The following is a 24,418-nucleotide window of genomic DNA, read 5'->3' as shown; positions in this document are numbered from 1 at the left end:
AAAAGGAAGATACATGCCCCGCAAGATCCTGATCAAGGACTACCCCCATCAGATCGGGGGGCACTGTGGTTCTGGCGCAATGCGGGATCTTCTGCACTGGCATGGACTGGGGTGGGAAGGGCCACCCGATGAAGGTCTGGTGTTCGCACTCGGCGGCTCGCTGGGGCTAGCGTACCTCCGATCGAATGACCTGGTTCCACCATTGTATTTGGTGGGACGAGGGGCCGACTTCGAAATCGATCTACCCCGCCGGCTAGGCGGACAGGTCCACGTTCTCACCACCGACGATCCCAGTGAGGGATGGTCTTGGGTTCTCGACGAGATCGACGCAGGCAGACCCAGCCTGGTGTGGGGCGACATAGCCGAGCTACCGTACCTGCAGGTCCAGTTGCAGATGAGTCGCCACGACATCGTGGTGATCGGTTACGACGAAGCTAAGGGGATTGCCTTCGTCGTAGACAATGATCGCGCCGAGGTGCAGGAAGTCCCGCTCGATTCGCTGGCTCGGGCGCGTTCCTCGACGTCCTTCCCTCAACCGACGCGCCACTGTACATACCGCATCACCTGGCCGAGCGCGCTGCCAGACATGGCAACAGTGGCGGCAGAGGCATTTCGCCAATCCGCGGCCAACATGCGCCACCCGTCACAGCCGGGGATCGTTGATCTCACGACCATGGAGGCCGGGGCCGAGGGGCTAGCTGCAGTCGAGCAGTTGGCGGCCGACCTTCGAGCCTGGGCAGACCTTCCGACAAGAGATCTTGAGATCTTCCTGTTCAGTCTGGGCGCTTTCATCGAGAAGGCGGGCACCGGCGGCGGCCTATTCCGCCGGTTGCTCGCCGATGGCTGCGCGGATGTCGCACGCCTGACCGGTGATCTAGCCACCGCCGACCTCGCCGTCGCCGCCAGCCGTTGTGCGCAGGCATGGACCGAAACTGCACGTGCCGGGACCCAACGCGACATTGATGCGCGCGCTCGCTTAGCGGCGGTGGTCACGGCGGCTAGCCGACTACCAGAACTCGAGTCGAACCTGGTCGAGTCCCTGGAATTGGCTTCAACCTCACTTACGGCTGCAGGTCTCTGACAGCCCGCTGTTAACCAGGACGCCCGGTGAATTGATCTGCGGATCGCTGTTCGTTCGCAGGCACTATCGAATGAAGGAATGGTATGCAGAGCACGATGATGAACTTTCCCTTGACAACTGCGGCGATTCTGCGCCACGGTTCGAGTGTGCATAGCTCGGCAACCGTACGGACCTTGCAGTCCGACGGGAGCGTTAAGGTCGGCACTTTCGCCGAAGTCGGACGGAGAGCCGCACAGTTGGCCAACGCATTGCGCGGTTGCGGGATCACAGGCGATGAGCGTGTTGCGACCTTTATGTGGAACAACCAGGAGCATGTTGAGGCCTACTGTGCGGTGCCCTCGATGGGCGCAGTGCTGCACACCCTGAACCTACGTCTCACCCCTGATCAACTTGTCTACATCGGCAACCACGCCGAGGATCAGGTCGTAATTCTCGATGGAAGCCTGCTGCCCTTGCTGGCCCCTGTACTGCTGCAGCTCACCAGCGTGCACACCGTCGTCGTGACCGGCGAAGTGGACCTTACCCCGCTGCACCGTGACGGGGTCAGGGTCGTGGGGTACGAGGAGTTCCTCGCCTCTCAGTCCGATACGTTCGACTGGCCTGATCTCGATGAGCAGTCCGCAGCCGCTATGTGTTATACCTCGGGTACCACCGGCAACCCCAAAGGGGTCGCCTACAGCCACCGGTCGACGTACTTGCATTCGATGGCGGCCTGCGCCGCCGACGGACTGCGAGTCAGCTGCGATGATCGGATCCTTGCCATCGTGCCGATGTTCCACGCCAACGCTTGGGGACTAGTCTATGCCGCCCTTATGTCGGGCGCCGACCTACTCATGCCTGACAGGTTCCTGCAGGCTGAGCCGCTGGTGCGGCTCATCGACGCGCAGAGGCCGACCGTCGCGGGCGCAGTTCCGACGATCTGGAATGACGTCTTAAACTTCTTGGAGGCAAACTCCAGCTATGACATCTCCTCTCTCGGTCTGGTCGCCTGCGGTGGTTCCGCAGTACCCCTTCACCTGATGGAGGCCTTCGAGGAGAGGTACGGCGTGCAGGTCGTCCAGGCATGGGGAATGACCGAAACCTCGCCGCTGGCCGCCATCGCACGCCCACCGGTATCGCTCGATGTGCAGGAGCGCTGGCGCCTGCGCGCCACCCAAGGCCGCCCGGTTGCAGGGGTGGAGCTGAGGATTGTCGACGACGAGGGCAATAAGCTCCCGCACGACGGCGAAGCGGTCGGTGAGTTGCAAGCACGCGGGCCCTGGATTACCGGCTCGTACGTCGGCGAGGAGCATGACAGTGAGAAGTTTCAGGAAGGGTGGTTACGCACCGGCGACGTCGGGCGGATCGATACACGCAATTTCGTGACGCTGACCGACCGCGCCAAGGACGTGATCAAGTCCGGCGGGGAGTGGATCTCCTCGGTCGAGCTCGAACTGCTGCTTGCCGGTCATCCAGACGTGCTCGAGGCATCTGTGATCGGAGTGCCGGACGAGAAGTGGCAAGAACGCCCCCTCGCGGTGATCGTTCCACGTGAGGGCCACGAGCCCACACCTGCTAATCTGCGCGACTTCCTCGACGGCAAGGTCGCCAAGTGGTGGCTGCCCGAGCGTTGGTGCTTCATCTCCGAGGTGCCCAAGACCTCAGTCGGCAAGTTCGACAAGAAGCGCCTACGCTCCCTGCACGCCGAAGGAGAGCTAGCTGTCATCGAAATCTAGGAAATTTTTTTCCAACCGGAGTTCTGAATAGGACGAGGCAGATGGAACGCGGGGCGGGAAGTTTTTCACGACACCGGCGTCCATCGCAGACTACGGCACTGGTGAAGGAGATGGGGTCGTGATCTCCCGTTGGGCGGGACACCTCGCCTGACCAACGTGGAGTTGAGCGAAGGGCTGCCACCGCACTCTCCGGAGTGCGCTCAGGTGTATTTGCATAACGGTCACACTCGAGACCGGCATTAAGCGCGGTTTCATCGACAGGAAGGTCGGACCATGGGCAAAGCTTCGGATGCGGTCGGGGGGTCGGTCGACCCAGACATGGAGGACTGGGTGCGCTCATTCCGGCCGCTGGAAGAATCTAGCTCGCCTGAGTTGCCACCCCACCACCCCAACTGTCTTGGGTGCGGGCCGACGAACCCGCACGGGCATTACCTGTCGGTACGGCGTTGCCGAGACGGCGTCGTTGCTCACCACCTCTTCGACCAACGTCACGTAGGGGCGCCCAGGATAGCACACGGCGGCGCGGTGGCGACCGTAATCGACGATCTTTTCGGTTTCCTGCTCTACACGGTCGGAGAACTCGGCGTGACGCGCCGTCTCGAACTCGACTACCTCGCGCCGGTTCTGCTTGCCACGCCTTACACCCTGCACGCCGATACACGGTCTCGCGATGGCCGGAAATTGAATCTCGCGGCCAGGATCGAGGATATAGAGGGTCGATCGGTCACCACGGCGACCGCCCTGTTCATCCTGGTCGACGTCGAACATTTCCTGCAGTCACAGGCGAATACTAAGAGGCAAGCATGAATGTACCGACCGAGAGGGAACTGCTCCTGGACGCCTTACTCACCGATCACGGCGCAGCCGGACCTTACGAAGCGTTCCGACGGCTGCGAGAGACGCGCCCCGTCTTGGTTACGCGATCGGGGGTGCTGGTATTGAGTCGCTACGACGATTGCGCGGCGGCGCTCCGCGACCGCAGACTCGGCAAGGCCGACGAGTCGCTGGGCTTCGGCTTGTCCGAGATCCCTGACGAGCTGCAACGTCGGGCCATGCATCGATTCCGGCGCACCATGCTGTTCCGTAACCCCCCTGACCATCACCGGCTGCGTCGACTGGTGGCCGACGTGTTCACCCCTCGACACATTGACGAGTTGCGCAGCCGCATCATCACACAGATCCATCACCTACTTAACGTCATGGAGGTACAGGTCTTCGTCGACATCATCACCGATCTGGCGCTCCCGCTGCCTGTGAATGTGATAGGCGAACTTCTGGGAGTTCCCGCGGCCGATCGGGCAGTTGCCGCGCCATTGGTGCGTGCCCTGCTCGCCTCACTGGAACCCGGAGCCAATGTTGAGGCTCTGACCGCCGCCTGTGAAGCCGAGAACCAACTTGCCATGTATTTCGCTGACCTGTTGGCGGTCAAACGCGCCCGCCCCGCCGATGACCTACTCAGCCGACTCGCCGTCGCGCACGGCGACGACATCCTGGATGACGACGAATGCGTCGGCACCGCGATTCTGTTGTTCGCCGCAGGGTTCGAAACCACCACAAACCTCATCGGCAACGGCGTCGCCGCGCTGCTCGCTCACCCCGACCAAATGCGCGAACTGGGTGCCAGGCCCGACTTGGCGAGCAATGCCGTCGAAGAATTGTTGCGTTACGACTCCCCCGTCCAGACCAACGGGCGCACGGTGCTCGAGCCGACACGGCTGGCAGGAGTCGATCTACATCCCGGTCAGATCGTATTGACCTTGCTCGGGGCGGCCAACAGAGATCCGGACCGATTTTGTGACCCGGATAAGCTCGACATCACCCGAACCGGAGTCCCACCGTTGTCGTTCGGCGCCGGCATTCACTTCTGTCTCGGCGCGCCGCTGGCCCGGCTCGAAGGATCCCTACTGTTCCCGATCCTGGTGGCTCGTTTTCCCGGTCTCCAGCTCGTCGAACAGCCTCGCTGGCGTACCGGGCTATCCTTCCGCGGGCTATCGAGTTTAAAGGTGGCAACCAGATGAGCCCTCCCCTACCCCCCACCAGAAGGGCTCAAAGTCTCGGGAGTTGAACCCGACCGAACCACCTCAATCGATCGGAGTCGCAGTGTCAGCGCAGCCTTTCCTAGGCTTCGCAGGTCGGGCGCCGACTCGCTTGCACGGCGCGACCGGAACCAGTTTGTCAGATCCATGCTCAGGGAGACGAGTTTACGGCCTGCGCGTGTGGTAGACGTGAGCGTGCGCGTGTGGTACATGTGAGCGGCTGGTGGCGGGGCCGGGAGAGAGAATACCGCAGCCCCGTGACCAGCACACCGCGACGCCCGTAACGGTCACCGATTGCTCCGGCAGGCAGCACAAGACACGCCAGCACCAGCGTGTAACCGTCGACGATCCAGGTCAACTGGGCTTGCGTCGCCCCGGTCTCGACCGCGATCTGCGGCAACGCCGAGTACAACGCCGCCATGGCCGCGACCACCAGCGCCACCGCCAGGCACGACACCGTCAGCATCCACCACTCGGCCCTGGTCCACCGGTCGATCTCAACAGCGCCCGTCCCAGGTGTGTCCACCGGCGCCTCCCAACTCAAAGACCAACAGTCTCGGTACGAGACCATTCGTATCATAGTGGTGGGGGCTCGGGATAGAGTCGACACATACGCCCAGGGCTGAACGAGACGAATCGGAGGAGCGCGCTCCCATGACCGCCCCGGACCACGCCACGACCGACTCACTCACCGCAGTCGACGAGCAGGCCGATCCGCGGCTAGCACGCTCACGCAACCGGTTACTCGATGCGGCCACCCATCTGCTGTCCACCGGTGGCGTCGAAGCGGTCACTGTCGAAGCCGTCACCCGCATGTCGAGGGTCGCGCGCGCGACTCTATACCGACACTTCGGTAGCACCAATCACCTGCTCGCGGCAACCTTCGAACGGCTACTCCCTCACGTCGACACCCCTTCCGGCACCGGACCCGTGCGCGAGCGGCTGATCGCACTGCTCACCACCGAATCCGACCTCATCGAACAGGCCCCAGTACAGATGACCACCCTGGCATGGCTGGCCATGGGGTCCCTTGGCGACGCCCACACCGACCCCGCCCGCCGCCCCGATCCGGCCGCGATCACCTCGCTACGCGCCCGCATCATAGAGCAATACCGCCAACCCTTCGACTACATCCTCACCAGCCCCGACGCCCGTGCCATGCTCGGCGAACTCGACACCACCTTCGCCCTCATCGAACTCCTCGGCCCGATCGTCTTCGCACACCTCACCGGACTGCGCACCATCGACCACGACGATTGCACCCGACTCGTCGACAACTTCCTCACCACCCACCGAATAGGCGCGGCATCAACCACTCCGGCCGAGCACAGAACGCGGTAACCGAAGACCTGGGCCAGTCGGTCAGAACAAAAAGTGTCGCGGACCCGCAGAGCCCGGTGTCGTAGCAAGCATGCTGTAGTGGACGGCGACTCAGCGCAGCCGTCCTGCGCGTTGTTGGTGTGGTGGGACCTTGATGCGTGGGTGCTGAAGGCCGAGGTTGACGAGCGCTTCGCGGCGTTCGAGGTAAGGCAGGACGGTCGTCGATGTGTCGTCGACGTCGAGGACATCGACGATCCGGCAAAGCCAGCATTGTTACGGCCACCGAGCGCCGTGACGCTTCCACAACTTCTCTTCCGGAGTCACATACGCACACCACCAACAAGAAGATCAACGATCACTTCTTATCCGAAACACGATGAGCGCCCTCCTGCCGGTTTGGGTGTTCGTTTTGACCGTCGTCATACCGGACGGTTAAGAACGGGCGTCTGGGCGCGACTGATGTCAGTTTCAGAAGACGGCTGCACTATGCCAGAAGTGGACTGCACTAGAGGGTCGACTAAGTCGACATAGCTTAAAGAGTGATGTCCACAAATCTCGCTAACGAAGCGAGCAGCCTCTCGCCGACAACGGAATCAGTGAATCGAACCGGAGTTTCCGGAGACTTCATCCTTTGGGAAAGATGGAGTCATGTCCTCAGCAACGAACAAGAGGTACCCGCCCGAACTGCGTGAGCGGGCAGTGCGGATGGTCGCAGAAGTCCAACACGAGTACCCGTCCGAGTGGGCCGCAGTCGAATCCGTCGCTGACAAACTCGGCATCGGAACAGCGCAAACGCTGCTCAACTGGGTCCGGAGAGCTCAGACCGACGCCGGCGAACGTCCCGGTGTGACGAGCGAAATGGCAGCGGAGATGCGCAAACTTCGAGCCGAGAATCGGGAACTCAAGCGCGCCAACGAGATCCTGAATTCGGCATCGGTTTTCTTCGCAGCGGAGCTCGACCGCAACAACAAGTGATCATCGACTTCATCAACCGATACAAGAGTGAGTACGGCGTCGAGCCGATGTGCAGGGTGCTCAGCGAGCATGGCTGCTCAATTGCGCCGTCCACCTACTACGACGCGCGCAATCGTTCCGCATCTCGGCGGGCTCTGCGCGACGAAGAGCTCAAAGCCGCGGTCAGCCGTGTACATGCCGAGAATTATTCGGTCTACGGAGCCCGGAAGGTGTGGCTGGAAATGCGTCGAGAAGGCATCGACGTGGCACGGTGCACGGTCGAACGGTTGATGGGTGTCCTCGGGCTCGAAGGTGCACGTCGAGGCAAGGCGAAACGGACCACTATCGCAGATCCACAAGGCCGTCGGGCGGACGATCTGGTGCAGCGAAAGTTCAACCCGGTTGCGCCAAATGTGTTGTGGGTAGCCGACTTTACCTATGTTTCGACGTGGTCGGGTTGGGTGTACGTCGCGTTCGTGATCGATGCGTATTCACGGCGGATTCTGGGTTGGAGGACTGCGACGACGATGGCGACACCGTTGGTACTCGATGCGATCGAGCACGCGATCTGGACTCGACGCCGAGAAGGGATTACCGAACTGGCCGGGCTCATTCACCACAACGACCGCGGGTCGCAAGGCGTATTCAACCGGTCGTCGCAACACCTACCCGATAGAGGTGTTCGATGAGAGCCATCGAGAGGCAGAAACGAGTCCGGGAATATCGAGGACAGATCGCTTCACCAGGGCGACCGACAATAGCCTGGCGTGAAGACCGGGTTCGCTTCTGGATCGCGATCGCCGGTGGAGCGAAAACCGTTGACGCGGGGATTACCGCCGGAGTGTCAGAGCCGGTCGCTCATCGTTGGTTCAAGCATGCTGGTGGAGTGAATCCGCAACTGCCCCCTAGTGTTTCTGGACGGTACATCTCCTCGTCCGAGCGTGAGGACATCGCGCTTTGGCGTGCGCAAGGCGAAGGAGTCCGACAAATTGCTCGCCGTCTGGGCCGCAGCCCGTCGACGATCTCGCGGGAGCTGCGCAGGAACGCGTCAACGCGAACCTACCGACTCGAGTACAAAGCATCGACAGCTCAATGGCATGCCGAGCGTCGTGCTCGCAGGCCCAGGGTCGCCAAAATGGTCATCAACGGTCGATTGCGTGAGTACGTGCAGGACAGGCTCAGCGGTGAGGTCCACACCACCACAGGGAAAGTCGTAGGTCCTGACGGTCCGTCTTGGGATGGGAAGAACAAACCCCATCGCGGAGATCGGGCGTGGGTGACGGGGTGGAGCCCCGAGCAGATCTCGAAACGGCTGCCGCTCGATTTCCCCGATGACGAATCGATGAGGATCTCAGCCGAGGCGATTTACCAGGCTCTTTACATCGAAAGCCGTGGCGGGTTGGAGCGAATGCAATCCTGGCATCTACGGCGAGGCAGGACCAAACGAATGCCCAGATCGCGTGCACGCCAGCAAACGTGGGCTCATGTCACTGCAGACACCGTGCTGGCTAAACGTCCGAAAGAGGTCGCTGATCGTAAACTCGCCGGCCACTGGGAGGGCGACTTAATCATCGGACTGAAGCGTTCTGCGGTAGCGACATTGATCGAGCGCACCTCCCGCTACGCGGTGCTCGTCCATCTCCCTCGCCAAAAAGGATACGGGATGATTCCCCCGAGGAAAAACGGCCCAGCACTGGCCGGTTACGGCGCCTTGACCATGAAAGACGCCCTGGCCAAGGCCGTCACCCCTCTACCGAAAACCCTCAGGCGGTCTTTGACATGGGATCGAGGCAAGGAACTCTCAGCTCACGCACTCTTCACCGAACAGACCGGTGTCCCAGTATATTTCGCTGATGCCAAGAGCCCATGGCAGCGAGGCAGCAATGAGCATCTCAACGGTTTGCTACGCCAGTATTTTCCGAAGGGGACCGACCTTTCCCGATGGAATTCCGCGGAGATCACCGCAGTGGCGAACGTGATCAACAACCGCCCCCGAGGAATCCTTGATTGGCGCACCCCCGCGGAGGTATTCGAAGAATTGCTACGATCTGCACAACAACACACTGTTGCGACGACCGGTTGAATACGCCCAATATACGTCAATTGCGTTCACCGACAGGCTCATTGAGGTGGGTATCGATGCCTCGATCGGGGCGACTGGGTCGAGTTACGACAATGCTCTCGCCGAGACGATCAACGGGTTGTACAAGACCGAGTTGATCAAACCTCGTGGGCCGTGGCGAACGGTCGAGCATGTGGAGATCGCGACGTTGGAGTGGGTGGACTGGTTCAACCACCGGCGACTCTACGAGCATTGTGGGGATGTGCCTCCTGCCGAACTCGAGGCGTTCTACTACGGTGAACACAGAACTACGCGAATTGCGGAGTTCTCAAATCAGTAAGTCTCCGGACTCGCCGGTGCGATTCACAGAGTGAGCGAGTGCTACGGAATCATCCGGTGACTGGGCGCGTTTACCGCCGGGGCGTGGTTCGGGTTCGTTCGGTTTTTCGCATAACTGAGCACGGGTTTCATACACCGTCACCAACGCTAGATGTGGATCACGCATAGCGTCGCCTGACGTCCGAATCCACCGAACCGGCCACGCCGTTTGGATAGGTGACGGGCCGCGAAGCAGAGGCAGCTGCGGTCGTTGTGGTCGCGCCCTTCCGCTCAATCTGACGTGGGGTCACCGCGGATGAAGGTCTCTTCGTGTTCGCGGGACAGCCGAGCGGCCCTTTCGGCATCGCCCGCACCGAGCGCTTCGAGTATTACTTGGTGCTGTTCCGTGCTGGCACCCATGTCGAATCCTGGTGCCAATACGAGTTGAGCGGTTCGACCTTCGATCGACAGATGCTCCCACGTCGACAGCAGTGTGCTGTTGCCGGAGGCCGCGACGACGAGCCGATGGAATGCCATAGCGTGCGCGACCCATGCTCGACGGTTCGCGGTGACGGCGGCGGAGCGCATACCGTCGACTTCATCGGCAATGCGGTCCACCGCCATGCCGCGACCGGCTGCCAGTCGTGCTGCTGTCTCTTCCAGTGCGGCGCGCACCACTGACACCTCATCGAGCTCGTCCTGGTCGACCCGTCTGACTCGGCACCCGCGGTGCGCTTCGAAGACCACCAGGCCCATTCCGGCCAACTGCCGAAGAGCTTCACGGACGGGACCTTGGCTCACGCCGAGCTCACGAGCGATCCGCGTCTCGATCAACCGATCTCCTGGCGGGTACGTGCCATCGGCTATTCGTTCCCACAGCAGATCTTTGATTTGTTCGGGCAGACCGGTCACCGTGACGCCCTGCCCTGTCTTTGACCGAGTATCCGTCGACTCCGAGGGGACTTTCACATGTACCATCATAGATGATCGATTATTTAGGATCTACCATTATTGAGAGGATGCACCGATGAGTATTCGATTGGGCGATACAGCTCCAGATTTCACCGCCGCTACGACCACAGGAACGATCTCCTTCCACGAATGGCTGGGAGACTCGTGGGGAATGCTGTTCTCCCACCCCGGTGACTTCACGCCCGTATGCACAACCGAACTCGGTGCGGCAGCGCGGCTGAAACCTGAGTTCGACCGACGTGGAGTCAAGCTACTCGGCCTCTCTGTGGACTCGGTGGATTCGCATCTGGCATGGGAAGGCGATGTCGGTCAAACGCAAGGCACAGCAGTGAATTTCCCGATGATCGCAGACACCGATCGCGCAGTCTCCGAGCTCTACGACATGATTCACCCGAGCGCCAGCGCGGCGGCCACCGTACGTTCGGTGTTCGTCATCGCCCCGGACAAGTCGGTACAGCTGATCCTCACTTACCCGATGTCCACCGGCCGCAACTTCACGGAAATTCTGCGCGCGATCGACAGCTTGCAACTGACCTACGGTCAGCCAGTGGCTACGCCCGCCGATTGGCAGCCGGGTCAAGACGTGATCATCGGACTGGGCGTTTCCGACGACGAGGCAACAACACGGTTCCCCGGATATCGAACCTTGAAGCCTTATCTGCGGTTGACCGCGCAGCCCTGACCAGGGCACTCGTTCGCGCTGTTACCCCCCGGGGTACAGTGCAGTGAGTCACAGCTTCGTCGACGCGTGGGGTTGTCCGACCCTGCGGTGGTCAGCGGTGGAAAGGCGTGAATCAGTGAATTCGTCGGACTGGGATGCTCGGTACAGCAGCGTCGAGCATCCGTGGGGGTCGGCCCCGGCGGCTGCCCTGTCTGCGCGGTTTGCGGAGCTGCCCCCTGGCCGGGCGGTCGATCTGGGGTGCGGGAACGGGCGCCACGCTCGATGGTTGGGCGACGCGGGGTGGACGGTGAATGCTGTCGATTTTTCTTCTGTGGCAATCGAACTCGCACGCAGCGGCGGGGAGGACCGGTCGATCGACTACACCGTTGCCGACGTGCGGGCCTGGGAGCCGCCCGGCCCGGTGGATCTGGTGGCCATCGGCTTTCCTGCATCTACCGGTCGACGAGTTGGTTGCCGTCATTGCCGGTGCAGGAAGTTGGCTCGCACCGGGTGGACGGCTGTTGTATCTCGGTCATGCGCTCGATAACTTCACTCACGGAGTCGGGGGCCCGCCGGATCCGTCGATCCTGCCCGCCATCGACGACCTCGCCCGCGCCGCGAGCGGATTGCAGGTCCACGAGCTGGAACATCTGGTCCGCCCTGTCGGCGAGGGTCGGGCCATCGATGTTCTTCTCCATGCACAGCCGTGGGGCGCCGCAGCTCACCGTGATCTGAAGAGCGGAACTTTCACGTGACCGATCATCCGACTCCCCTGCGTGTGGTGTTCGCCGTCAACACCACACCCACCGTGGTGGTGCGGGCGATCCACAACCTTCTCGATGCTGCGACCGAGCCGGTGACGATCGAAGTCGTGTGCTTCGGACCGGGTCTCGATGCGGCCCTGCGCTGTTCGGATATTTCCCTGGAGATGCGGGCGTTGATCGATTCGGCCTCCATCACGGTGAAAGCATGCCGCAACAGTCTGGAGGGCAGAGGGCTCGGTGACGACGATCTGCTGATGGGTGTCGAAGTGGTTCCCGCTGTAGTGCTCCATCTCGCTCGACGTCAGCGAGATGGGTGGTCACAGCTCTACGCCTGACATCACATCCCCGCTCCAGTGTCGTAGGCACATCGTCTCAGGGCGTTCGGTTCTCGCGTTCACCGAGCTCGGAGGACTCGGCTGCGGTGTCACGGCCTCGACCACGGACGATGCGCACCGTCAGGACTGCGATGATCATCAGCACTGCGATCAGTAGTACTGCGGTGTTCGGTACCGCGTCGGCCACATCGCTGATCCAGACCTGCAGCGAGTACTGACTGTCGACCCCCATGACGCCGCCGAGGTTCGCTGTGCCCTCCGTGAGCAGGAACAGCACTCCGATACCGATGAAAAGTACCCCCGATATCAGAGACGTGGTATGCGTCTTCAGCGGTCCTATGCTGATTTCCTTGCCGCGCAACCACGTTCGTGATCCGAGCGAGAATCGGTCCCATACCAGCGCCAGCACGAACAGGGGTATCACCATCCCCGCTGCGTAGAGTGCCATGAGCACTCCGCCGTATGCGGCCTGACCGCCGGCGACGGCAACGGTCAGGACCGCGCCGAGCAGGGGTCCCGAGCAGAACCCTGCGAGCCCGTAGACCGCGCCGAGGGCGAAGACCGATCCGGTGGAGGAGACGTCGATGCGCGCGGCTGCTCTCTGAGCGGACCCCAGCGCGAAGCCGCGACCGACGATGATCATCACTCCGAGTGCGATGATGACCACGCCGCCGATCATGGTGGTGACCTCGCGATACCGGGTGATCGCCGAGCCGATGGCACCGACTCCGGCACCGAGGGGCACCAGGACCGCTGCCAGCCCGAGGTAGAAGATCCCGGTGCGGCCGGCGAGCTTGCCGGCCCCGTCGAAGGCGTACGCGAAGAAGGAAGGGAGCAGCAGGGCCGAGCATGGACTGAGAAGTGCCAGGAGCCCGCCGAGAAATGCTCCGAGAAGTCCGATCTGCGACATCGCGGGCCGCCCTACGCGCCGGCTGCGGTGTCGATCAGATCGACGAATTCCGAGAACGGTTGTGCGCCCAGAACCGGATCACCGTTGATCGAGAACGCCGGAGTGGCCGGGATACCCAGCGACTGCGCTTCGGTGGAGTCGGCGGTGATCGCGGCATCGAATGCGGTGCCGGTGGCGTCGGCGGTGAACCGAGCCAGATCCGGTACCCCGGCCTGTTGCGCGTAGCTTTGCAGCGTCTCCAGTGTCAGGTCCGCGTGACCGGTCTCGGGTGCATCGGCGTAGACGGCGCGGGTGAACTCCCAGAACTTGCCCTGGGCGGCGGCCGCGCGTCCGGCCCGGGCAGCATCGAATGATTGTTGCCCGAAAATGGGTAGATCTCGCCATTCGATGCGCAGGGTGCCGGTATCGACGTATCGATCGATCAGCTGCGGCTCGGTTTCCCGGCTGAACTGGGCGCAGAACGGACACCGAAAGTCCGAGAAGGCGATCATCACCACCGGGGCCTCGACGTCGCCGAGGGCCATCGGATCATCGGGCTCGCGGTGCGCCAGATCGCCGAGCGGTCCCATCGCCGGCGGGCCGCTCACGCTGCTCGACCCGGCGTCCGGTGCCGCCTCCGACTGCTCGCCGTCACCTGTCGTTCCGAGCACGAGAGCTCCCACGAGCACGGCCGCCACCACCACGGCGATGGCCAGGAGCACAAGGTCGCGTCGGCGAGTGGAGCGAGATGTCGAAGTCATGCAATACCTTTCGGCAGTCGGCAATACTGGCAGCGATACCCATCTGGGTATAGCCTCACAGTGTCACCCTACTCACACAACTACAACCCGTAGGAGATCCTCGCTGATGACCGAGCCCGCCACGTCCGACCGCCTCGACGTCGAAACCGCAGGCCGTTCCGATGACGAGGTGGTTGCCCAGTTCTCTCGGTACCGGCGTTGGGGGATGCGGGCGGCACGCGGCACTGTCGCCGGTGTGATCACCGTGTTGGTGGTCGGCATTCCCACCGACATCATCGACACGCCCGTCTTCGGCCGTGAAGTGCCGGTGCGGGCATGGGAGCTTCCGGTTCTGCTGGCCACGGCCCTGTTGACCGCACTGTGGTTCGGGATCGACAAACCCGCGCGGGTCGAGCGGACCGGCACACCCGCCGCCCTCGGTGTCGCATTGACCTTCTTCGCCGTCGGATGTCCGGTGTGCAACAAGCTGGTGCTGCTTGCGCTCGGCACCTCGGGTGCCCTGGGACTATGGGCCCCGATCCAGCCGTTCCTGGCGGGGGTATCACTGACGATGTTGACCGCTGCCGTGATCGTGCGATGGCGCAAGCGTGACTGCACCGCAGCGTCCTGCGCGGCATGATCGAGTATCGGTGGACCCACGCGGACCACTGTGAGTGACCACCACCCCCATCGATCGAAAGGAACCGAACGAACTATGACCGAATTGGCCATCGGTACCCGAGTGGACATGCCGTTCGAGGAAACTGTCGATGCAACCCGTGAGGCACTCGCCGAACAGGGGTTCGGAGTGCTCACCGAGATCGACATGCAGTCGACGTTGAAGAGCAAGATCGACGCAGACATCGAACGCTACGTCATTCTCGGAGCCTGCAATCCGCAGTTGGCGAAGGCTGCGATCGACACCGATCGGCAGGTGGGGTTGCTGCTGCCGTGCAACGTGGTGGTGCGAGCCGACGGCGGCAGCACCATCGTCGAAGCGATGAACCCCCAGGTGATGGTGGGGCTCTCGGATGCAGCGGGCCTGGCCGAGGTCGCCGACCGGGCCACTGCACTGCTGCAGAGCGCAATCATGGCACTCGGCGGAGACAGCACCACCACATAGATGGGTGCGCACCGCATCGGCAGAGCGGGGGCGGTGATCGGGACCGTTGCACTGTGCGCAGTCGCGCTGGTGTCGGGGTGCAGTTCCTCGCCTGCTCGAGACGTCACGGGCACCGATCCGGCGGCGCACCCGTCGTCGCCGTCCGCGCCGCCGGCGGCTTCGGAGACACGGCCCTGTGGTCGATCCCGTTCCTGTCGCAGCCTCACATCGTCGAGGACGGGTTCGTCGGAGTCGTCGACTCCTCGGACGCATCCGGTTCGCACCGGGTGCAGGTACTCGACGACGCCGGCACACCACGATTCGGCGTGGACGTACCCGCCGATCGCGACGAGTTCGCGGTCACCAGCACACACAACCGTGAGCTGTTGATCACCGAGGACATCGATGATTCCGGTTCGGGGGCACCGGCCACGATGACCGCCCGCGATACCCGCACCGGCGACCTCGTATGGGGTCCGGTCTCCACTGCAGGCTGCCTGACCGGGGCCGGGCTGCTGATCGACGCCGACTGCTCGCAAACGGATGCGCCCGTGGCTGTCGCCGCCGTCTCGGAAACCGACGGACACCGCACCGACCTGGCGGGTGCGGTCTCCGAATCCGGTGGATACGCGGTCACCGTCGACGGCGACACAGCGCATGTCGTGACCGCCGATACCGGCAACATCGCCTGGTCCACCGACACTCTCACCCCGCCCCCCGCAGCGATCCCCGGGAGCGCACGATTCGTCGCTACCGCCGGCAATGCAGTGGTCGTGGCATGGACGATCCCGACCCGTCCCGAACCGATCCAGGCGGTCTATCGCCTCTCCGATGCCGAGATCCGATGGATCAGCGGTAGCCGCAGTCCGATGGTGGTGACCGCCGACAGCAGTAGCGGGGCGACGATGATCACCACCGCAGACCTCACCGACGACGGAATCGCTGTCCTGTTCGAGCAGTACGGCACCCGAGGTTTCACCGCCGATCAATTTCCCGGTGCCGACCGCTTCGCTCTGGTCGGCGGCATCGTCTACGGCGCGTCGGACTCGGGGGTGACCGCCATCGATGCGACCTCCGGCCGCGTCACCGGCACATCACCGAGTGCGGCGCCGACAGCAGTGACCTCGAACGGTGTCGCATTGGCCCAGAGCAACGACGGGTACACCGCGTTCAAGGTGATCCCCCATTTCTGAGCTGCCCGCCCGCGCACCCCGTTCAGGACGTCTTGGGTCGACCTCGAAGATCGACGGAGAACAACGGGCCGAGCAGACACACGTTGATCACCCCAGTCAGCACGAAGACACCGCCGATCACTCCCACCACGATGCCCCCGACACCGCCGAGCACGACGGCGACCACGATCAGAGCTATTCCCACCACGATGCGCAGTGCGCGTCCGGCAGTACTGCGCATGAATTCGACGAACGACATGATGATTCCAGTTCTGTAGAGGGACTTTCACTGTTGGACGGGCGAGAACGACGAAGTGGACCAATCCATGGCTCCTCGCGCGAACAGCCCAGCCCCGACCTCGACAGCGCGGCATACGACGAGCGCTTCGCGCGCGATCTGATCGACCAGGGCACGACTCTTCGTCGCTTCGCAGCCGCGATGACACGATCACCGGCCGATACCGACGATCTGGTGCAGGACGTCCTCGAACGCGCGTGGCGCAACCGGAGAACGTTTCGATCCGAATCGGCGCTCACGACGTGGCTGTATCGAATCGCGATCAATCGTGCCCGCGATGTGGCCGCACGCGCGGAGAATCAGCGCACCGAACCGTCGGGCACGGGCGAGATCGATGGACCGATCAGCGACCTCGAGCATCCCGAGACGGTGGCGCAGGCGCTGAGCGATCGGTCCACGGTGCGAGCGGCGCTGGCGACGTTGACCGTCGAGGATCGAATGGTCCTGGCATTACACGACGGCGAGGGCTGGACGGCGACACAGATCGGTGCGGTCGGCGCGCTCACCACCGCGGCGGTGTACAAGCGCATCCACCGCGCACGGGTGAAGCTGCTACGCGCCCTCGACGACGGTCCCGCACACCCGCGAAACGACTCCCAGGCATGCAGGCGCACACTCGCCGCGGCATCGGACTACCTGGACGGGCGTCTCGATGTCGACGCCTCGGCCCGCATCGATGCGCACCTGCGGCAGTGTCGCCGGTGCCCACCCATCGCACAGGCCCTGATCGGTATCAAGACCGCACTCGGCCTGCGGCCGTGGACCAGCGCGGTACCCGAACAGTTCGTCTACGACGTCGCCCGCTTGGGCGGACCCCTGCCCGCCGCGAGGACCGATCACCCCCGACACCCTCAATCGGATACCCCATAGGGTATATTGGGGCGTGATTCGTCGACCGAGGGAGAGACTCATGTGCAGGGCTGTCACGTGCAAGAAATGCGGAAAAACGACGTGGGCGGGATGTGGTCAACACGTCGATCAGGTGATGCGGGGCGTTCCGGCGTCCAATCGCTGCAAGGGGCACGACTCCGATCCGAAGTCACCGGGATTGTTCTCCCGCATGTTCTCCAAAAAGTAGATCGCGGTCCGCAGCCCTGGTCCTGCCAGGGCTGCGACCCGAGTCGTATTTCTTCGCGATCTCGGTTGTCACGGTCCCGGTCTTCGTGGTCTCGCCCGTCGCGGCGTCGACCGGTCGGACCGTGCATGCGCAGGTCCGCATCCTAGTGAACGAACAGTCCCCACCCGATCAGGTGCAACACCACGACCACACGTGCCATCGCCAGCAAGCTGGGGCTTCGTCGCGGGAGAATCGATGTCGCGCAGGCACACTCACGTCGATCACCAGCACAGCCAGCCGTCCGGCGGGCAACGGAGGGTGGTCGTGATCGACGTCTGCGACCGTGGAGTGGCTTTCGCCGCCGCGCGGGGTGCGGGCGAGGTTGCTCGATCAGCAACGCCCGTTCCCGGACGCATCGTCGATGCTCGGACCGACCCCGACCAAGGTCAACGACCGACGGTGCTGCGGGTCGACCCACACCGAAATGGTGGCACCGGTCCCAGTGCGCGGACGATCGACCGTTCTGCACGCACATCGCACCGGTACGTTCCGGCCCCGGGCACCGTCACTTCCAGTTCCACCCGCCGTGAATCGACGTCGGATTCCAGGACCACCGCCCACCCTTCGACGATGTCGTCCTCTCGGTCCGCCGCCGTGTCGCGGACCGGAGACACTGCTGCGGGATGCAGCGGCGTGCGGGCTGCGAACATCATCGCCGCCATCAGCAGCACCGCGAAGCCGGCCACCACGGCAGCGGTGACAGCGGTCGCTGACCCGGGAGAGAGTCGAGGGACGAGGAATGTGAACACCAGGATCAGCGCGAGCACATAGAACCCCATGGCGACCGCTATCGCGTACGACACCCGCCCCGGTACCAGGACAGCGGCACCCGTCGAGCGCAGTCTCCGCGTGCCCGTCACCGACTCTCCCCTGAGGTCCCGCTGGCGGTGCCCTCTTCGACGCCGTCGGCGATGATTTCGGACGGCGCCCGCACGTCGGCGGTGTGGCCCGTCAGCCCGACATGGGCTTCGGTGCGCATACGTTCGACCATGTGAGGGTAGTGCAGCTCGAACGCCGGCCGCTCGGAGCGGATCCGGGGTAGTTCGGTGAAATTGTGGCGGGGCGGTGGGCAGGTGGTGGCCCATTCGAGGGAATTGCCGTAGCCCCAGGGATCGTCGACGGTCGCGACCTCGCCGTATCGGTAGGACTTGAACACATTCCACACGAACGGCAGCGTGGACAGTCCGAGGATGAACGCTCCGATCGAGGAGATCAGGTTCAGGGTGGTGAATCCGTCGGAGGGCAGGTAATCGGCGTAGCGGCGCGGCATCCCTTCGTTGCCGAGCCAGTGCTGAACCAGGAACGTCATGTGGAAGCCGACGAACGTCGTCCAGAAGTGCCACTTGCCGAGGCGTTCGTCGAGCATGCGTCCGGTGATCTTGGGAAACCAGAAGTACACCCCGGCGTAGGTGGCGAAGACGATGGTCCCGAACAGCACGTAGTGGAAGTGCGCCACCACGAAGTAGGTGTCGGTGACGTGGAAATCGATCGGGGGGCTGGCCAGCAGCACACCGGTCAGTCCGCCGAACAGGAACGTGATCAGAAACCCCGATGCTGAACAGCATCGGGGTTTCCAGGGTGACCTGTCCTCGCCACATGGTGCCGATCCAGTTGAACAACTTCACCCCGGTCGGCACGGCGATGAGGAAGGACATGAACGAAAAGAACGGCAGCAGAACAGCTCCGGTGGCGTACATGTGGTGCGCCCACACCGTGATCGAGAGCGCTGCGATGCCGAGGGTGGCGAAGATCAGGCCCTTGTAGCCGAAGATGGGTTTGCGGCTGAAGACCGGGAAGATTTCGGAGACGATGCCGAAGAACGGGAGCGCGACGATGTAGACCTCGGGATGGCCGAAGAACCAGAACAGGTGCTGCCAGAGCACCGCTCCCCCGGTCGCCGGGTCGAACACGTGACCACCGAAGTGTCGATCGAAGGCCAGCCCGGCCAACGCGGCCGCGAAGGTCGGGAACGCCAGCAGTACCAGCACCGAGGTCACGAGTATGTTCCAGGTGAAGATCGGCATCCGGAACATCGTCATGCCGGGTGCGCGCAGGCACACCACGGTGGTGATGAAGTTGACCGCACCCAAGATCGTGCCCAAGCCGGACAGGATCAGACCCAGTACCCACAGGTCGGCACCGACACCGGGGGAATGCAGTGCGCTCGTCAGTGGGGTGTAGGCGGTCCATCCGAAGTCCGCGGCACCTCCCGGAGTGATGAACCCGGCGAGCACGATCAGCGACCCGAAGACATACAGCCAGTACGCGAACGCGTTGAGGCGCGGGAACGCTACGTCGGGTGCGCCGATCTGTAGCGGCAGAATGTAATTGGCGAATCCGTACGCCACCGGGACTGCGTAGAGCAACAGCATGATCGTGCCGTGCATGGTGAAGAGCTGGTTGTACTGCTCGTTGGACAGGAACTGCAATCCCGGCACAGCCAGTTCGGATCGCATCAACAACGCCATCAACCCGCCGATGAGGAACAGACCGAACGAGGTGACCAGATACATCTTGCCGATCGTCTTGTGATCGGTGGTGGTCACCAACTGCAGCAGTGTCCAGCCCTTGGGTTCACTACGCGCCGGATACGGCCTGGCCGCCTCAGGGCGGGGAATCAGTGCGGTCATCGACGATCTCCTCGATCCAGGTGTGCGATGCGCCGCATTTGCGTGCGCAGAAATAGGCTGTGATGCACAACGATGTGCGTTACAGGGCCATGGAGGCCTGGACGGTGACGTAGACGGCCACGGCGAGCAACAGGGCTGCGAAGCTACGGGTGAGTGTGGTGGCAGTGACTTTGTCGCTGATGACTTTTCCTGCGAACGAGCCTGCGATTGCCGCGAGGGTGAACGGTACGACGATCTCCCACGGGATGGTGGCACCCGTGCCGAGGCGTTCGGTGAAGGCTCCCGCGCTGGTGATGGAGATGATCACCAGTGACGTTCCGACCGCGACGGGCATCGAATAGCCCAGTGCCAGAACCAGAGCGGGGACGATGAGGAAGCCGCCGCCTACTCCCAGAAACCCGGTGAGGAAGCCGACGACGAGCGCGGACGCGACCAGCTTGACTACCTGCGACGCGGTGATCTTCACTTTCGTGGGCTTCGTGGCGACCGCGACGGCGCTCAGGCGTGTTCCCGCGGTCTCGGCCGGGTCCGGTGTCGGTAGGTCGGCATCGTGTCCGCGCCGGGTGCGGCGCAGCATCGCACCGGCGGCGACGATCATCAGTGCCGCGAACGCGAGCAGCAAGATCTGCGGGTCGACCGATCGGTTGAGGATCGACCCGCCGAAGGCGGTGACCGAGCCCAGAATTCCGAACACTGCCGCTGCCCGCCACCGAACGTGCCGTGCTCGCGCATGGCTGATGGCCGCGATGATCGAGGTGATTCCGACGATGATCAACGAGGCGCTCGTTGCCGATTGCGGTTCGACCGCAAGGAGATACACCAGGGCAGGAACAGTCAGTATCGATCCCCCACCACCGAGTGCGCCGAGGGAGAGCCCGATGAGAATCCCTGCGGCAACTGCGATCGCGAGGGTGGCGACCATGTCAGATCACTGCGCCGGGGGTGCCGTCATCACGGACCACAGGGCGGCCGTCTTCGTGCCACGCTTTCATTCCGCCCGACAGATTGTGCGCTGCGCGACCGGCATCGGTGAGGGCCGCGACAGCTGTGCTCGACCGAGCGCCCGAGCGGCACACCACGACCAATTTCTGCTCAGGAGGGTAGGCAGCAGGATCGAGATCGCCGAGGCGTACATGGACGGCGTCCGGGGCGTGGCCGGCTGCCCATTCGTCGTCCTCGCGGACATCGATCAGGATGGCTCCCGATTCGGCGATCAGTGCGTGTGCAGCGGCCGGATCGGCTTCCGGTGGTGCTCCAGTCATGAACAACGCTCCTTGGATCAGTGGGTGCTTACAGGGCGTGCAGCGGCGTGGCCGGCACGAAGCGATAGCCCTCGCTCGGTGAGAACGTGGCCGAGACGGTGAACCGATCTCCTCGAACCACTGTGTGCCGCAACTCCACCGGCCGGGAATTCATGCAACCCAAGCGGCGGATCGACAGCGCGGCGGTCTTCGAATCGAGTTCGAGTGCTGCCGCATCCTCCCGATCCGGGACGACGGCAGTGACGTCCTCGCGGCCACCGGTGAGGCGGATGCCGCAGCGTTGCTCGAGCTCGATGTACAGAGCCGTGTGAGTGAAGTCCGCATCCAGGAGGTCGCGTGCCAGATCCCCCGGCAACCAGGCATAGTCGAGCGCCAACGGCATGGCCCCTGCCATACGGATGCGCTCCAGGTAGAGCAGCGGAGCCTTGGGACCGACCTGCAGAGTGACAGCGACCGCGGGGTCGGTCCGCAGTTCGAGTGCACGCACCACGCTGTGCTGAGCAACACCCGTGGCTTCCACGGCAGCGAAGAGACTGTAGAGCGCACCGAGAGGTTGCTCGATCACCGGCGGACCGGCCAGTCGAGAAGGCCGACCGCGCTCTGCAATCAAGATTCCTTCGTTCCGCAGGTGCCGCAGGGCCTCGCGGGTGGTGTGACGGCTGACGCCGTAGCTCGTCGTCAACGCATGCTCGCCCGGGAACTCGGAGCCGGCGAATTCGTCGTCACCGATTCGGCGGACCAGATCGGCATGCAGTTGCGCCCACAGCGGCATCGCACTGGAGCGGTCGAGCGCGGCACTGCGATCTGGTTCAACCATCAGAGGCCCTCCTGTCGATCTGTGTCGGAATCCGAATTCGAGCCGCCTGCTGCTGGCCCCCTCGAGGCCACTGTACAACAAATGTACGTACATCCGTACGGGCGGGTGTGATGCTCTGTACGCGTCGAAGCGATCTTCACCGAGAACCTCGGGTGCCGCAGCTCCCCCGTCCACGACGGACCATCCGTCAGCGTCGTCGACACGCAACGAGACGACCCTCGCATCGAGAAAGTTCTCGCCGAGCGCGAACGAGCTCCTGGTGGAGATCGCGCCGAACCTGGCGAATCCGTCGGCGTAGCGACGCGGCATCACGTCGCTTCCCAGTCGGTCCCGGATCAGGCCAGTCGGTGCCGGATCGGGAGTGTCGCCCGGGGTCTGCTCTACCGCAGGTGGCGCGGCGAGCCGGCTGGGCGAGCACAGGACCGAACCGGCGGCGGACAGCACGACCGCCTCCGATTCGGGCGTGTTCGATCAGACTGTTTCGAGCTTGCGCTCGGCCCAGGCGGCGTAGCTGCCCTCGAGTTCGACGACTCGGTAGCCGGCGCGGCGCAGGGCGCTGGCTGCGACCGCGTTACGGACGCCGCTCTGGCAATAGGTCACGATCGGACCGCCCGTGGGCAGTCCGTCGAGGTTCCACAGCAATCGGCCGCCGCTGAGCTGGTCGGAGCCAGGTATGTGGCCGTCGGCGTGTTCGGTTTTGTTGCGCACGTCCAGCACCATTGCCGAGTCGAACGAATCCAGCTCGTCCGCACCGATCGTCTCGGGCGTCGTCATGGGGAGGCCTCGTAGACTTGTGACGTACCCGGTCACCGTATCGATGCCGACCCGCAGCAGGTGATCACGGAGCTCGTCGGCGACAGTGCGGTCCTCGGCGAGCACCACCAGTGGAGTGTCCTCTCGCTCGGGGTCGTAGACCCAGGCACCGAACGAGGCTGCCTTGCCGACGCCGGGGATGTTGAGCGCTCCGGGGACAGCGCCGGCGTGCACCTCATCGTGGCCGCGGGTGTCGAGGAGGACGACCTCGTCGGAATCGAGAGCGCGTGCCAATTCGGTGGAGTCGTACTCGTGCAGCGGAGAGAGTGGCCCGAGAACGACCGGGCCCTGCTTGTTCTGACGCTTCATCCGGCCGAAGTAGGCGTGTGCATCCGGTTGGCCGTCGAGCATCTCATCGACGAAGCCCTGCTCGTCGTCGCGCTCGACATACCCGGCCCACCAAGCGAAGCGACGTTCGTAGCCGACGCTGGTCGACGGGAGCGCACCGAGAGCTTTTCCGCAGGCACTGCCCGAACCGTGACCCGGAAAGACCTGGATATGGTCCGGCTGCGTGACAAATGATCGCTTCAGACTGCGGAAGATCTGTTTGGCACCCTCGAAACGGGTGTCGACACCGTCTGCAGCTTCGTCGAGTAGGTCCGGTCGGCCGAGATCGCCGGCAAAGACGAAGTCGCCCGTCAACATGTATCCCGGAGCATCGGCGAAGGCACCGTCGGTCACCAGGAACGAGAGGTGCTCCGGAGTATGACCGGGCGTGTGAACGGCTTGCACGGTGATGTTACCCAGAGCCAGCGTGTCGCCATCGTGGAGGCGTTCGGCCTCGAAGCCGTACTGCCAGTCGTCGCCGCCCTCTCCTGAGACGTAGGTGACCGCCCCGGTGGCCTTCGCAAGCTCGCGAGTGCCGGACAGGTAGTCGGCATGGATGTGGGTCTCGGTCACGGCGGTGATGGTCATGCCATGCCGAGCGGCCAGGTCCAGGTACACACCGATGTCGCGGCGGGCGTCGACCACCACTGCCTCCCCCTTGGCCTGGCAGCCGATGAAGTATCCGGCTTGGGCGAGGTCTTCGTCGTAGATGCGTTCGAGAAGCATTCAAATCTCCTTGTCGATCGTGGTGGCGTTCGTAGGGGCGTCAAAATTCATGGTACCCCGTGGGGTATTTTCAGGAGGTCCTGTGCGGCGAGGCACGGTCCCGATCTCACAAGGTGGAGGTGGAATGGGCGGCATTCCACTGGGCGACCAGGGGCATCGCAACCGACCGATCCAGCGCGGCGCAACCACTCACAGCGACACCGCAGCGGTTGCCGACCATCACGTCCTCCTCGGCCGTCCGGCACTCGCCGACTCGGGGCGGACGAGGAAATTTGATTCGTCCCGAGTGTGGCGTTTGTCGGAATCG

Annotated in this window: 23 protein-coding genes, 4 pseudogenes and 1 other annotated feature; of the genes and pseudogenes, 16 read left to right on the top strand and 11 right to left on the bottom strand. The window is 63.4% G+C overall.

Annotated elements, in window-relative coordinates:
• Positions 1 to 13: 13 nt before the first annotated feature.
• The 4 genes from ACSW29_RS30735 to ACSW29_RS30720 all read left to right on the top strand — a co-directional run bounded on the left by ACSW29_RS30735 (position 14) and on the right by ACSW29_RS30720 (position 4,814).
• Positions 14 to 1,081: a BtrH N-terminal domain-containing protein gene (locus ACSW29_RS30735; protein WP_003942427.1), complete on the top strand. Its 1,068-nt coding sequence runs from the start codon at positions 14 to 16 to the stop codon at positions 1,079 to 1,081.
• Between the two features lie 83 nt (positions 1,082 to 1,164).
• Positions 1,165 to 2,796 carry a fatty acid--CoA ligase gene (locus ACSW29_RS30730; RefSeq protein ID WP_448278979.1) on the top strand — a complete coding sequence of 544 codons (1,632 nt, stop codon included), beginning with the start codon at positions 1,165 to 1,167 and terminating at the stop codon, positions 2,794 to 2,796.
• A 273-nt stretch (positions 2,797 to 3,069) separates the two neighbouring features.
• Positions 3,070 to 3,603, top strand: a complete 534-nt coding sequence (locus ACSW29_RS30725) for a PaaI family thioesterase (protein WP_003942418.1) — start codon at positions 3,070 to 3,072, stop codon at positions 3,601 to 3,603.
• Positions 3,600 to 4,814: a cytochrome P450 gene (locus ACSW29_RS30720; RefSeq protein WP_003942419.1), complete on the top strand. Its 1,215-nt coding sequence runs from the start codon at positions 3,600 to 3,602 to the stop codon at positions 4,812 to 4,814. Before ACSW29_RS30725 ends, ACSW29_RS30720 begins: the two co-directional genes overlap by 4 nt.
• A 268-nt stretch (positions 4,815 to 5,082) precedes the next feature.
• Here the strand turns inward: ACSW29_RS30720 and ACSW29_RS30715 are convergent.
• Positions 5,083 to 5,358 (bottom strand): annotated as a pseudogene (locus tag ACSW29_RS30715) (MFS transporter); the annotation flags it as partial.
• A 128-nt stretch (positions 5,359 to 5,486) separates the two neighbouring features.
• Between ACSW29_RS30715 and ACSW29_RS30710 the strand changes: the two are divergent.
• From ACSW29_RS30710 to ACSW29_RS30695, 4 genes and pseudogenes are all read left to right on the top strand, one after another.
• Positions 5,487 to 6,173, top strand: coding sequence for a TetR/AcrR family transcriptional regulator (locus ACSW29_RS30710; protein WP_042926433.1), 687 nt, complete (start codon positions 5,487 to 5,489; stop codon positions 6,171 to 6,173).
• Between the two features lie 627 nt (positions 6,174 to 6,800).
• A pseudogene (locus ACSW29_RS30705) lies at positions 6,801 to 7,792 on the top strand (IS3 family transposase); the annotation flags it as partial.
• Positions 7,088 to 7,216 (top strand) — a sequence feature (AL1L pseudoknot). (Overlaps the previous pseudogene by 129 nt.)
• The gene (locus tag ACSW29_RS30700) at positions 7,792 to 9,189 is read left to right on the top strand and encodes an IS30 family transposase (protein ID WP_051649791.1); all 1,398 of its coding nucleotides are present in this window, start codon (positions 7,792 to 7,794) and stop codon (positions 9,187 to 9,189) included. The pseudogene ACSW29_RS30705 and the gene ACSW29_RS30700, both read left to right, overlap by 1 nt.
• A gap of 4 nt (positions 9,190 to 9,193) precedes the next feature.
• A pseudogene (locus ACSW29_RS30695) lies at positions 9,194 to 9,508 on the top strand (integrase core domain-containing protein); the annotation flags it as partial.
• 269 nt (positions 9,509 to 9,777) lie between these two features.
• Here ACSW29_RS30695 and ACSW29_RS30690 read toward each other — a convergent pair.
• Positions 9,778 to 10,455 carry a GntR family transcriptional regulator gene (locus ACSW29_RS30690; RefSeq protein ID WP_167349920.1) on the bottom strand — a complete coding sequence of 226 codons (678 nt, stop codon included), beginning with the start codon at positions 10,453 to 10,455 and terminating at the stop codon, positions 9,778 to 9,780.
• Between the two features lie 58 nt (positions 10,456 to 10,513).
• Here ACSW29_RS30690 and ACSW29_RS30685 point away from each other — a divergent pair, with 58 nt between their 5' ends.
• Genes ACSW29_RS30685 through ACSW29_RS30670 form a run of 4 tightly spaced genes read left to right on the top strand, consistent with a single transcriptional unit; the run spans position 10,514 to position 12,218 of the window.
• Complete coding sequence (locus ACSW29_RS30685; RefSeq protein WP_042926436.1) at positions 10,514 to 11,140, top strand: peroxiredoxin; 627 nt, start codon at positions 10,514 to 10,516, stop codon at positions 11,138 to 11,140.
• Positions 11,141 to 11,183: 43 nt separating this feature from the next.
• The gene (locus tag ACSW29_RS30680; protein WP_306670235.1) at positions 11,184 to 11,666 is read left to right on the top strand and encodes a class I SAM-dependent methyltransferase; all 483 of its coding nucleotides are present in this window, start codon (positions 11,184 to 11,186) and stop codon (positions 11,664 to 11,666) included.
• Positions 11,641 to 11,874 carry a hypothetical protein gene (locus ACSW29_RS30675; RefSeq protein WP_306670234.1) on the top strand — a complete coding sequence of 78 codons (234 nt, stop codon included), beginning with the start codon at positions 11,641 to 11,643 and terminating at the stop codon, positions 11,872 to 11,874. Before ACSW29_RS30680 ends, ACSW29_RS30675 begins: the two co-directional genes overlap by 26 nt.
• Positions 11,871 to 12,218, top strand: coding sequence for a DsrE family protein (locus ACSW29_RS30670; protein WP_042925967.1), 348 nt, complete (start codon positions 11,871 to 11,873; stop codon positions 12,216 to 12,218). The genes ACSW29_RS30675 and ACSW29_RS30670 overlap by 4 nt, the downstream gene beginning before the upstream one ends.
• Positions 12,219 to 12,255: 37 nt before the next feature.
• On the opposite strand, the gene ACSW29_RS30665 is transcribed toward ACSW29_RS30670, so the two are convergent.
• Both ACSW29_RS30665 and ACSW29_RS30660 read right to left on the bottom strand, forming a co-directional pair.
• Entirely contained in the window at positions 12,256 to 13,128 is an 873-nt protein-coding gene (locus ACSW29_RS30665) for a cytochrome c biogenesis CcdA family protein (protein WP_042925969.1), read from the bottom strand.
• Positions 13,129 to 13,139: 11 nt separating this feature from the next.
• The gene (locus tag ACSW29_RS30660) at positions 13,140 to 13,868 is read right to left on the bottom strand and encodes a DsbA family protein (protein ID WP_042925970.1); all 729 of its coding nucleotides are present in this window, start codon (positions 13,866 to 13,868) and stop codon (positions 13,140 to 13,142) included.
• 106 nt (positions 13,869 to 13,974) lie between these two features.
• Here ACSW29_RS30660 and ACSW29_RS30655 point away from each other — a divergent pair, with 106 nt between their 5' ends.
• The 3 genes from ACSW29_RS30655 to ACSW29_RS30645 all read left to right on the top strand — a co-directional run bounded on the left by ACSW29_RS30655 (position 13,975) and on the right by ACSW29_RS30645 (position 16,142).
• A complete protein-coding gene (locus ACSW29_RS30655; RefSeq protein ID WP_042925971.1) occupies positions 13,975 to 14,487 on the top strand; it encodes a hypothetical protein in 513 nt (170 codons plus the stop codon).
• A 75-nt stretch (positions 14,488 to 14,562) separates the two neighbouring features.
• Positions 14,563 to 14,970 (top strand): DUF302 domain-containing protein, encoded by a 408-nt coding sequence (locus ACSW29_RS30650; protein ID WP_042925972.1) that lies wholly within the window; start codon positions 14,563 to 14,565, stop codon positions 14,968 to 14,970.
• Positions 14,971 to 15,023: 53 nt separating this feature from the next.
• Positions 15,024 to 16,142 carry a hypothetical protein gene (locus tag ACSW29_RS30645; RefSeq protein WP_231917489.1) on the top strand — a complete coding sequence of 373 codons (1,119 nt, stop codon included), beginning with the start codon at positions 15,024 to 15,026 and terminating at the stop codon, positions 16,140 to 16,142.
• 22 nt (positions 16,143 to 16,164) lie between these two features.
• Here ACSW29_RS30645 and ACSW29_RS30640 read toward each other — a convergent pair whose 3' ends face one another.
• Positions 16,165 to 16,380, bottom strand: coding sequence for a YgaP-like transmembrane domain (locus ACSW29_RS30640; RefSeq protein ID WP_006898201.1), 216 nt, complete (start codon positions 16,378 to 16,380; stop codon positions 16,165 to 16,167).
• Positions 16,381 to 16,413: 33 nt separating this feature from the next.
• Between ACSW29_RS30640 and ACSW29_RS30635 the strand changes: the two genes are divergently transcribed.
• Positions 16,414 to 17,289, top strand: coding sequence for a sigma-70 family RNA polymerase sigma factor (locus tag ACSW29_RS30635; RefSeq protein WP_074447159.1), 876 nt, complete (start codon positions 16,414 to 16,416; stop codon positions 17,287 to 17,289).
• A 633-nt stretch (positions 17,290 to 17,922) separates the two neighbouring features.
• Here the strand turns inward: ACSW29_RS30635 and ACSW29_RS30630 are convergent.
• From ACSW29_RS30630 to ACSW29_RS30605, 6 genes and pseudogenes are all read right to left on the bottom strand, one after another.
• Positions 17,923 to 18,396 (bottom strand): hypothetical protein, encoded by a 474-nt coding sequence (locus ACSW29_RS30630; RefSeq protein ID WP_058228376.1) that lies wholly within the window; start codon positions 18,394 to 18,396, stop codon positions 17,923 to 17,925.
• A pseudogene (ctaD, locus tag ACSW29_RS30625) lies at positions 18,393 to 20,166 on the bottom strand (aa3-type cytochrome oxidase subunit I). Before ctaD ends, ACSW29_RS30630 begins: the two are co-directional and overlap by 4 nt.
• 79 nt (positions 20,167 to 20,245) lie before the next feature.
• Positions 20,246 to 21,088: a sulfite exporter TauE/SafE family protein gene (locus tag ACSW29_RS30620; protein WP_042925974.1), complete on the bottom strand. Its 843-nt coding sequence runs from the start codon at positions 21,086 to 21,088 to the stop codon at positions 20,246 to 20,248.
• Position 21,089: 1 nt separating this feature from the next.
• Positions 21,090 to 21,428, bottom strand: a complete 339-nt coding sequence (locus ACSW29_RS30615) for a rhodanese-like domain-containing protein (RefSeq protein WP_042925975.1) — start codon at positions 21,426 to 21,428, stop codon at positions 21,090 to 21,092.
• 28 nt (positions 21,429 to 21,456) lie between these two features.
• Positions 21,457 to 22,689 (bottom strand): GntR family transcriptional regulator, encoded by a 1,233-nt coding sequence (locus ACSW29_RS30610; protein ID WP_231915860.1) that lies wholly within the window; start codon positions 22,687 to 22,689, stop codon positions 21,457 to 21,459.
• Between the two features lie 27 nt (positions 22,690 to 22,716).
• Positions 22,717 to 24,111 (bottom strand): MBL fold metallo-hydrolase, encoded by a 1,395-nt coding sequence (locus ACSW29_RS30605; RefSeq protein ID WP_042925976.1) that lies wholly within the window; start codon positions 24,109 to 24,111, stop codon positions 22,717 to 22,719.
• Positions 24,112 to 24,418 lie beyond the last annotated feature (307 nt).

This window comes from Rhodococcus sp. GB-02 (genome assembly GCF_053470465.1).
This window is presented reverse-complemented; position numbering and strand designations above follow the sequence as displayed.

Bases quoted from the DNA above. Each gene is read 5' to 3' on its own strand.
- ACSW29_RS30735 (WP_003942427.1), top strand. From the start codon at position 14: ATGCCCCGCAAGATCCTGATCAAGGACTACCCCCATCAGATCGGGGGG.
- ACSW29_RS30730 (WP_448278979.1), top strand. From the start codon at position 1,165: ATGCAGAGCACGATGATGAACTTTCCCTTGACAACTGCGGCGATTCTG.
- ACSW29_RS30725 (WP_003942418.1), top strand. From the start codon at position 3,070: ATGGGCAAAGCTTCGGATGCGGTCGGGGGGTCGGTCGACCCAGACATG.
- ACSW29_RS30720 (WP_003942419.1), top strand. From the start codon at position 3,600: ATGAATGTACCGACCGAGAGGGAACTGCTCCTGGACGCCTTACTCACC.
- ACSW29_RS30710 (WP_042926433.1), top strand. From the start codon at position 5,487: ATGACCGCCCCGGACCACGCCACGACCGACTCACTCACCGCAGTCGAC.
- ACSW29_RS30700 (WP_051649791.1), top strand. From the start codon at position 7,792: ATGAGAGCCATCGAGAGGCAGAAACGAGTCCGGGAATATCGAGGACAG.
- ACSW29_RS30685 (WP_042926436.1), top strand. From the start codon at position 10,514: ATGAGTATTCGATTGGGCGATACAGCTCCAGATTTCACCGCCGCTACG.
- ACSW29_RS30665 (WP_042925969.1), bottom strand. From the start codon at position 13,128: ATGTCGCAGATCGGACTTCTCGGAGCATTTCTCGGCGGGCTCCTGGCA.
- ACSW29_RS30660 (WP_042925970.1), bottom strand. From the start codon at position 13,868: ATGACTTCGACATCTCGCTCCACTCGCCGACGCGACCTTGTGCTCCTG.
- ACSW29_RS30655 (WP_042925971.1), top strand. From the start codon at position 13,975: ATGACCGAGCCCGCCACGTCCGACCGCCTCGACGTCGAAACCGCAGGC.
- ACSW29_RS30650 (WP_042925972.1), top strand. From the start codon at position 14,563: ATGACCGAATTGGCCATCGGTACCCGAGTGGACATGCCGTTCGAGGAA.
- ACSW29_RS30640 (WP_006898201.1), bottom strand. From the start codon at position 16,380: ATGTCGTTCGTCGAATTCATGCGCAGTACTGCCGGACGCGCACTGCGC.
- ACSW29_RS30620 (WP_042925974.1), bottom strand. From the start codon at position 21,088: ATGGTCGCCACCCTCGCGATCGCAGTTGCCGCAGGGATTCTCATCGGG.
- ACSW29_RS30615 (WP_042925975.1), bottom strand. From the start codon at position 21,428: ATGACTGGAGCACCACCGGAAGCCGATCCGGCCGCTGCACACGCACTG.
- ACSW29_RS30605 (WP_042925976.1), bottom strand. From the start codon at position 24,111: ATGCTTCTCGAACGCATCTACGACGAAGACCTCGCCCAAGCCGGATAC.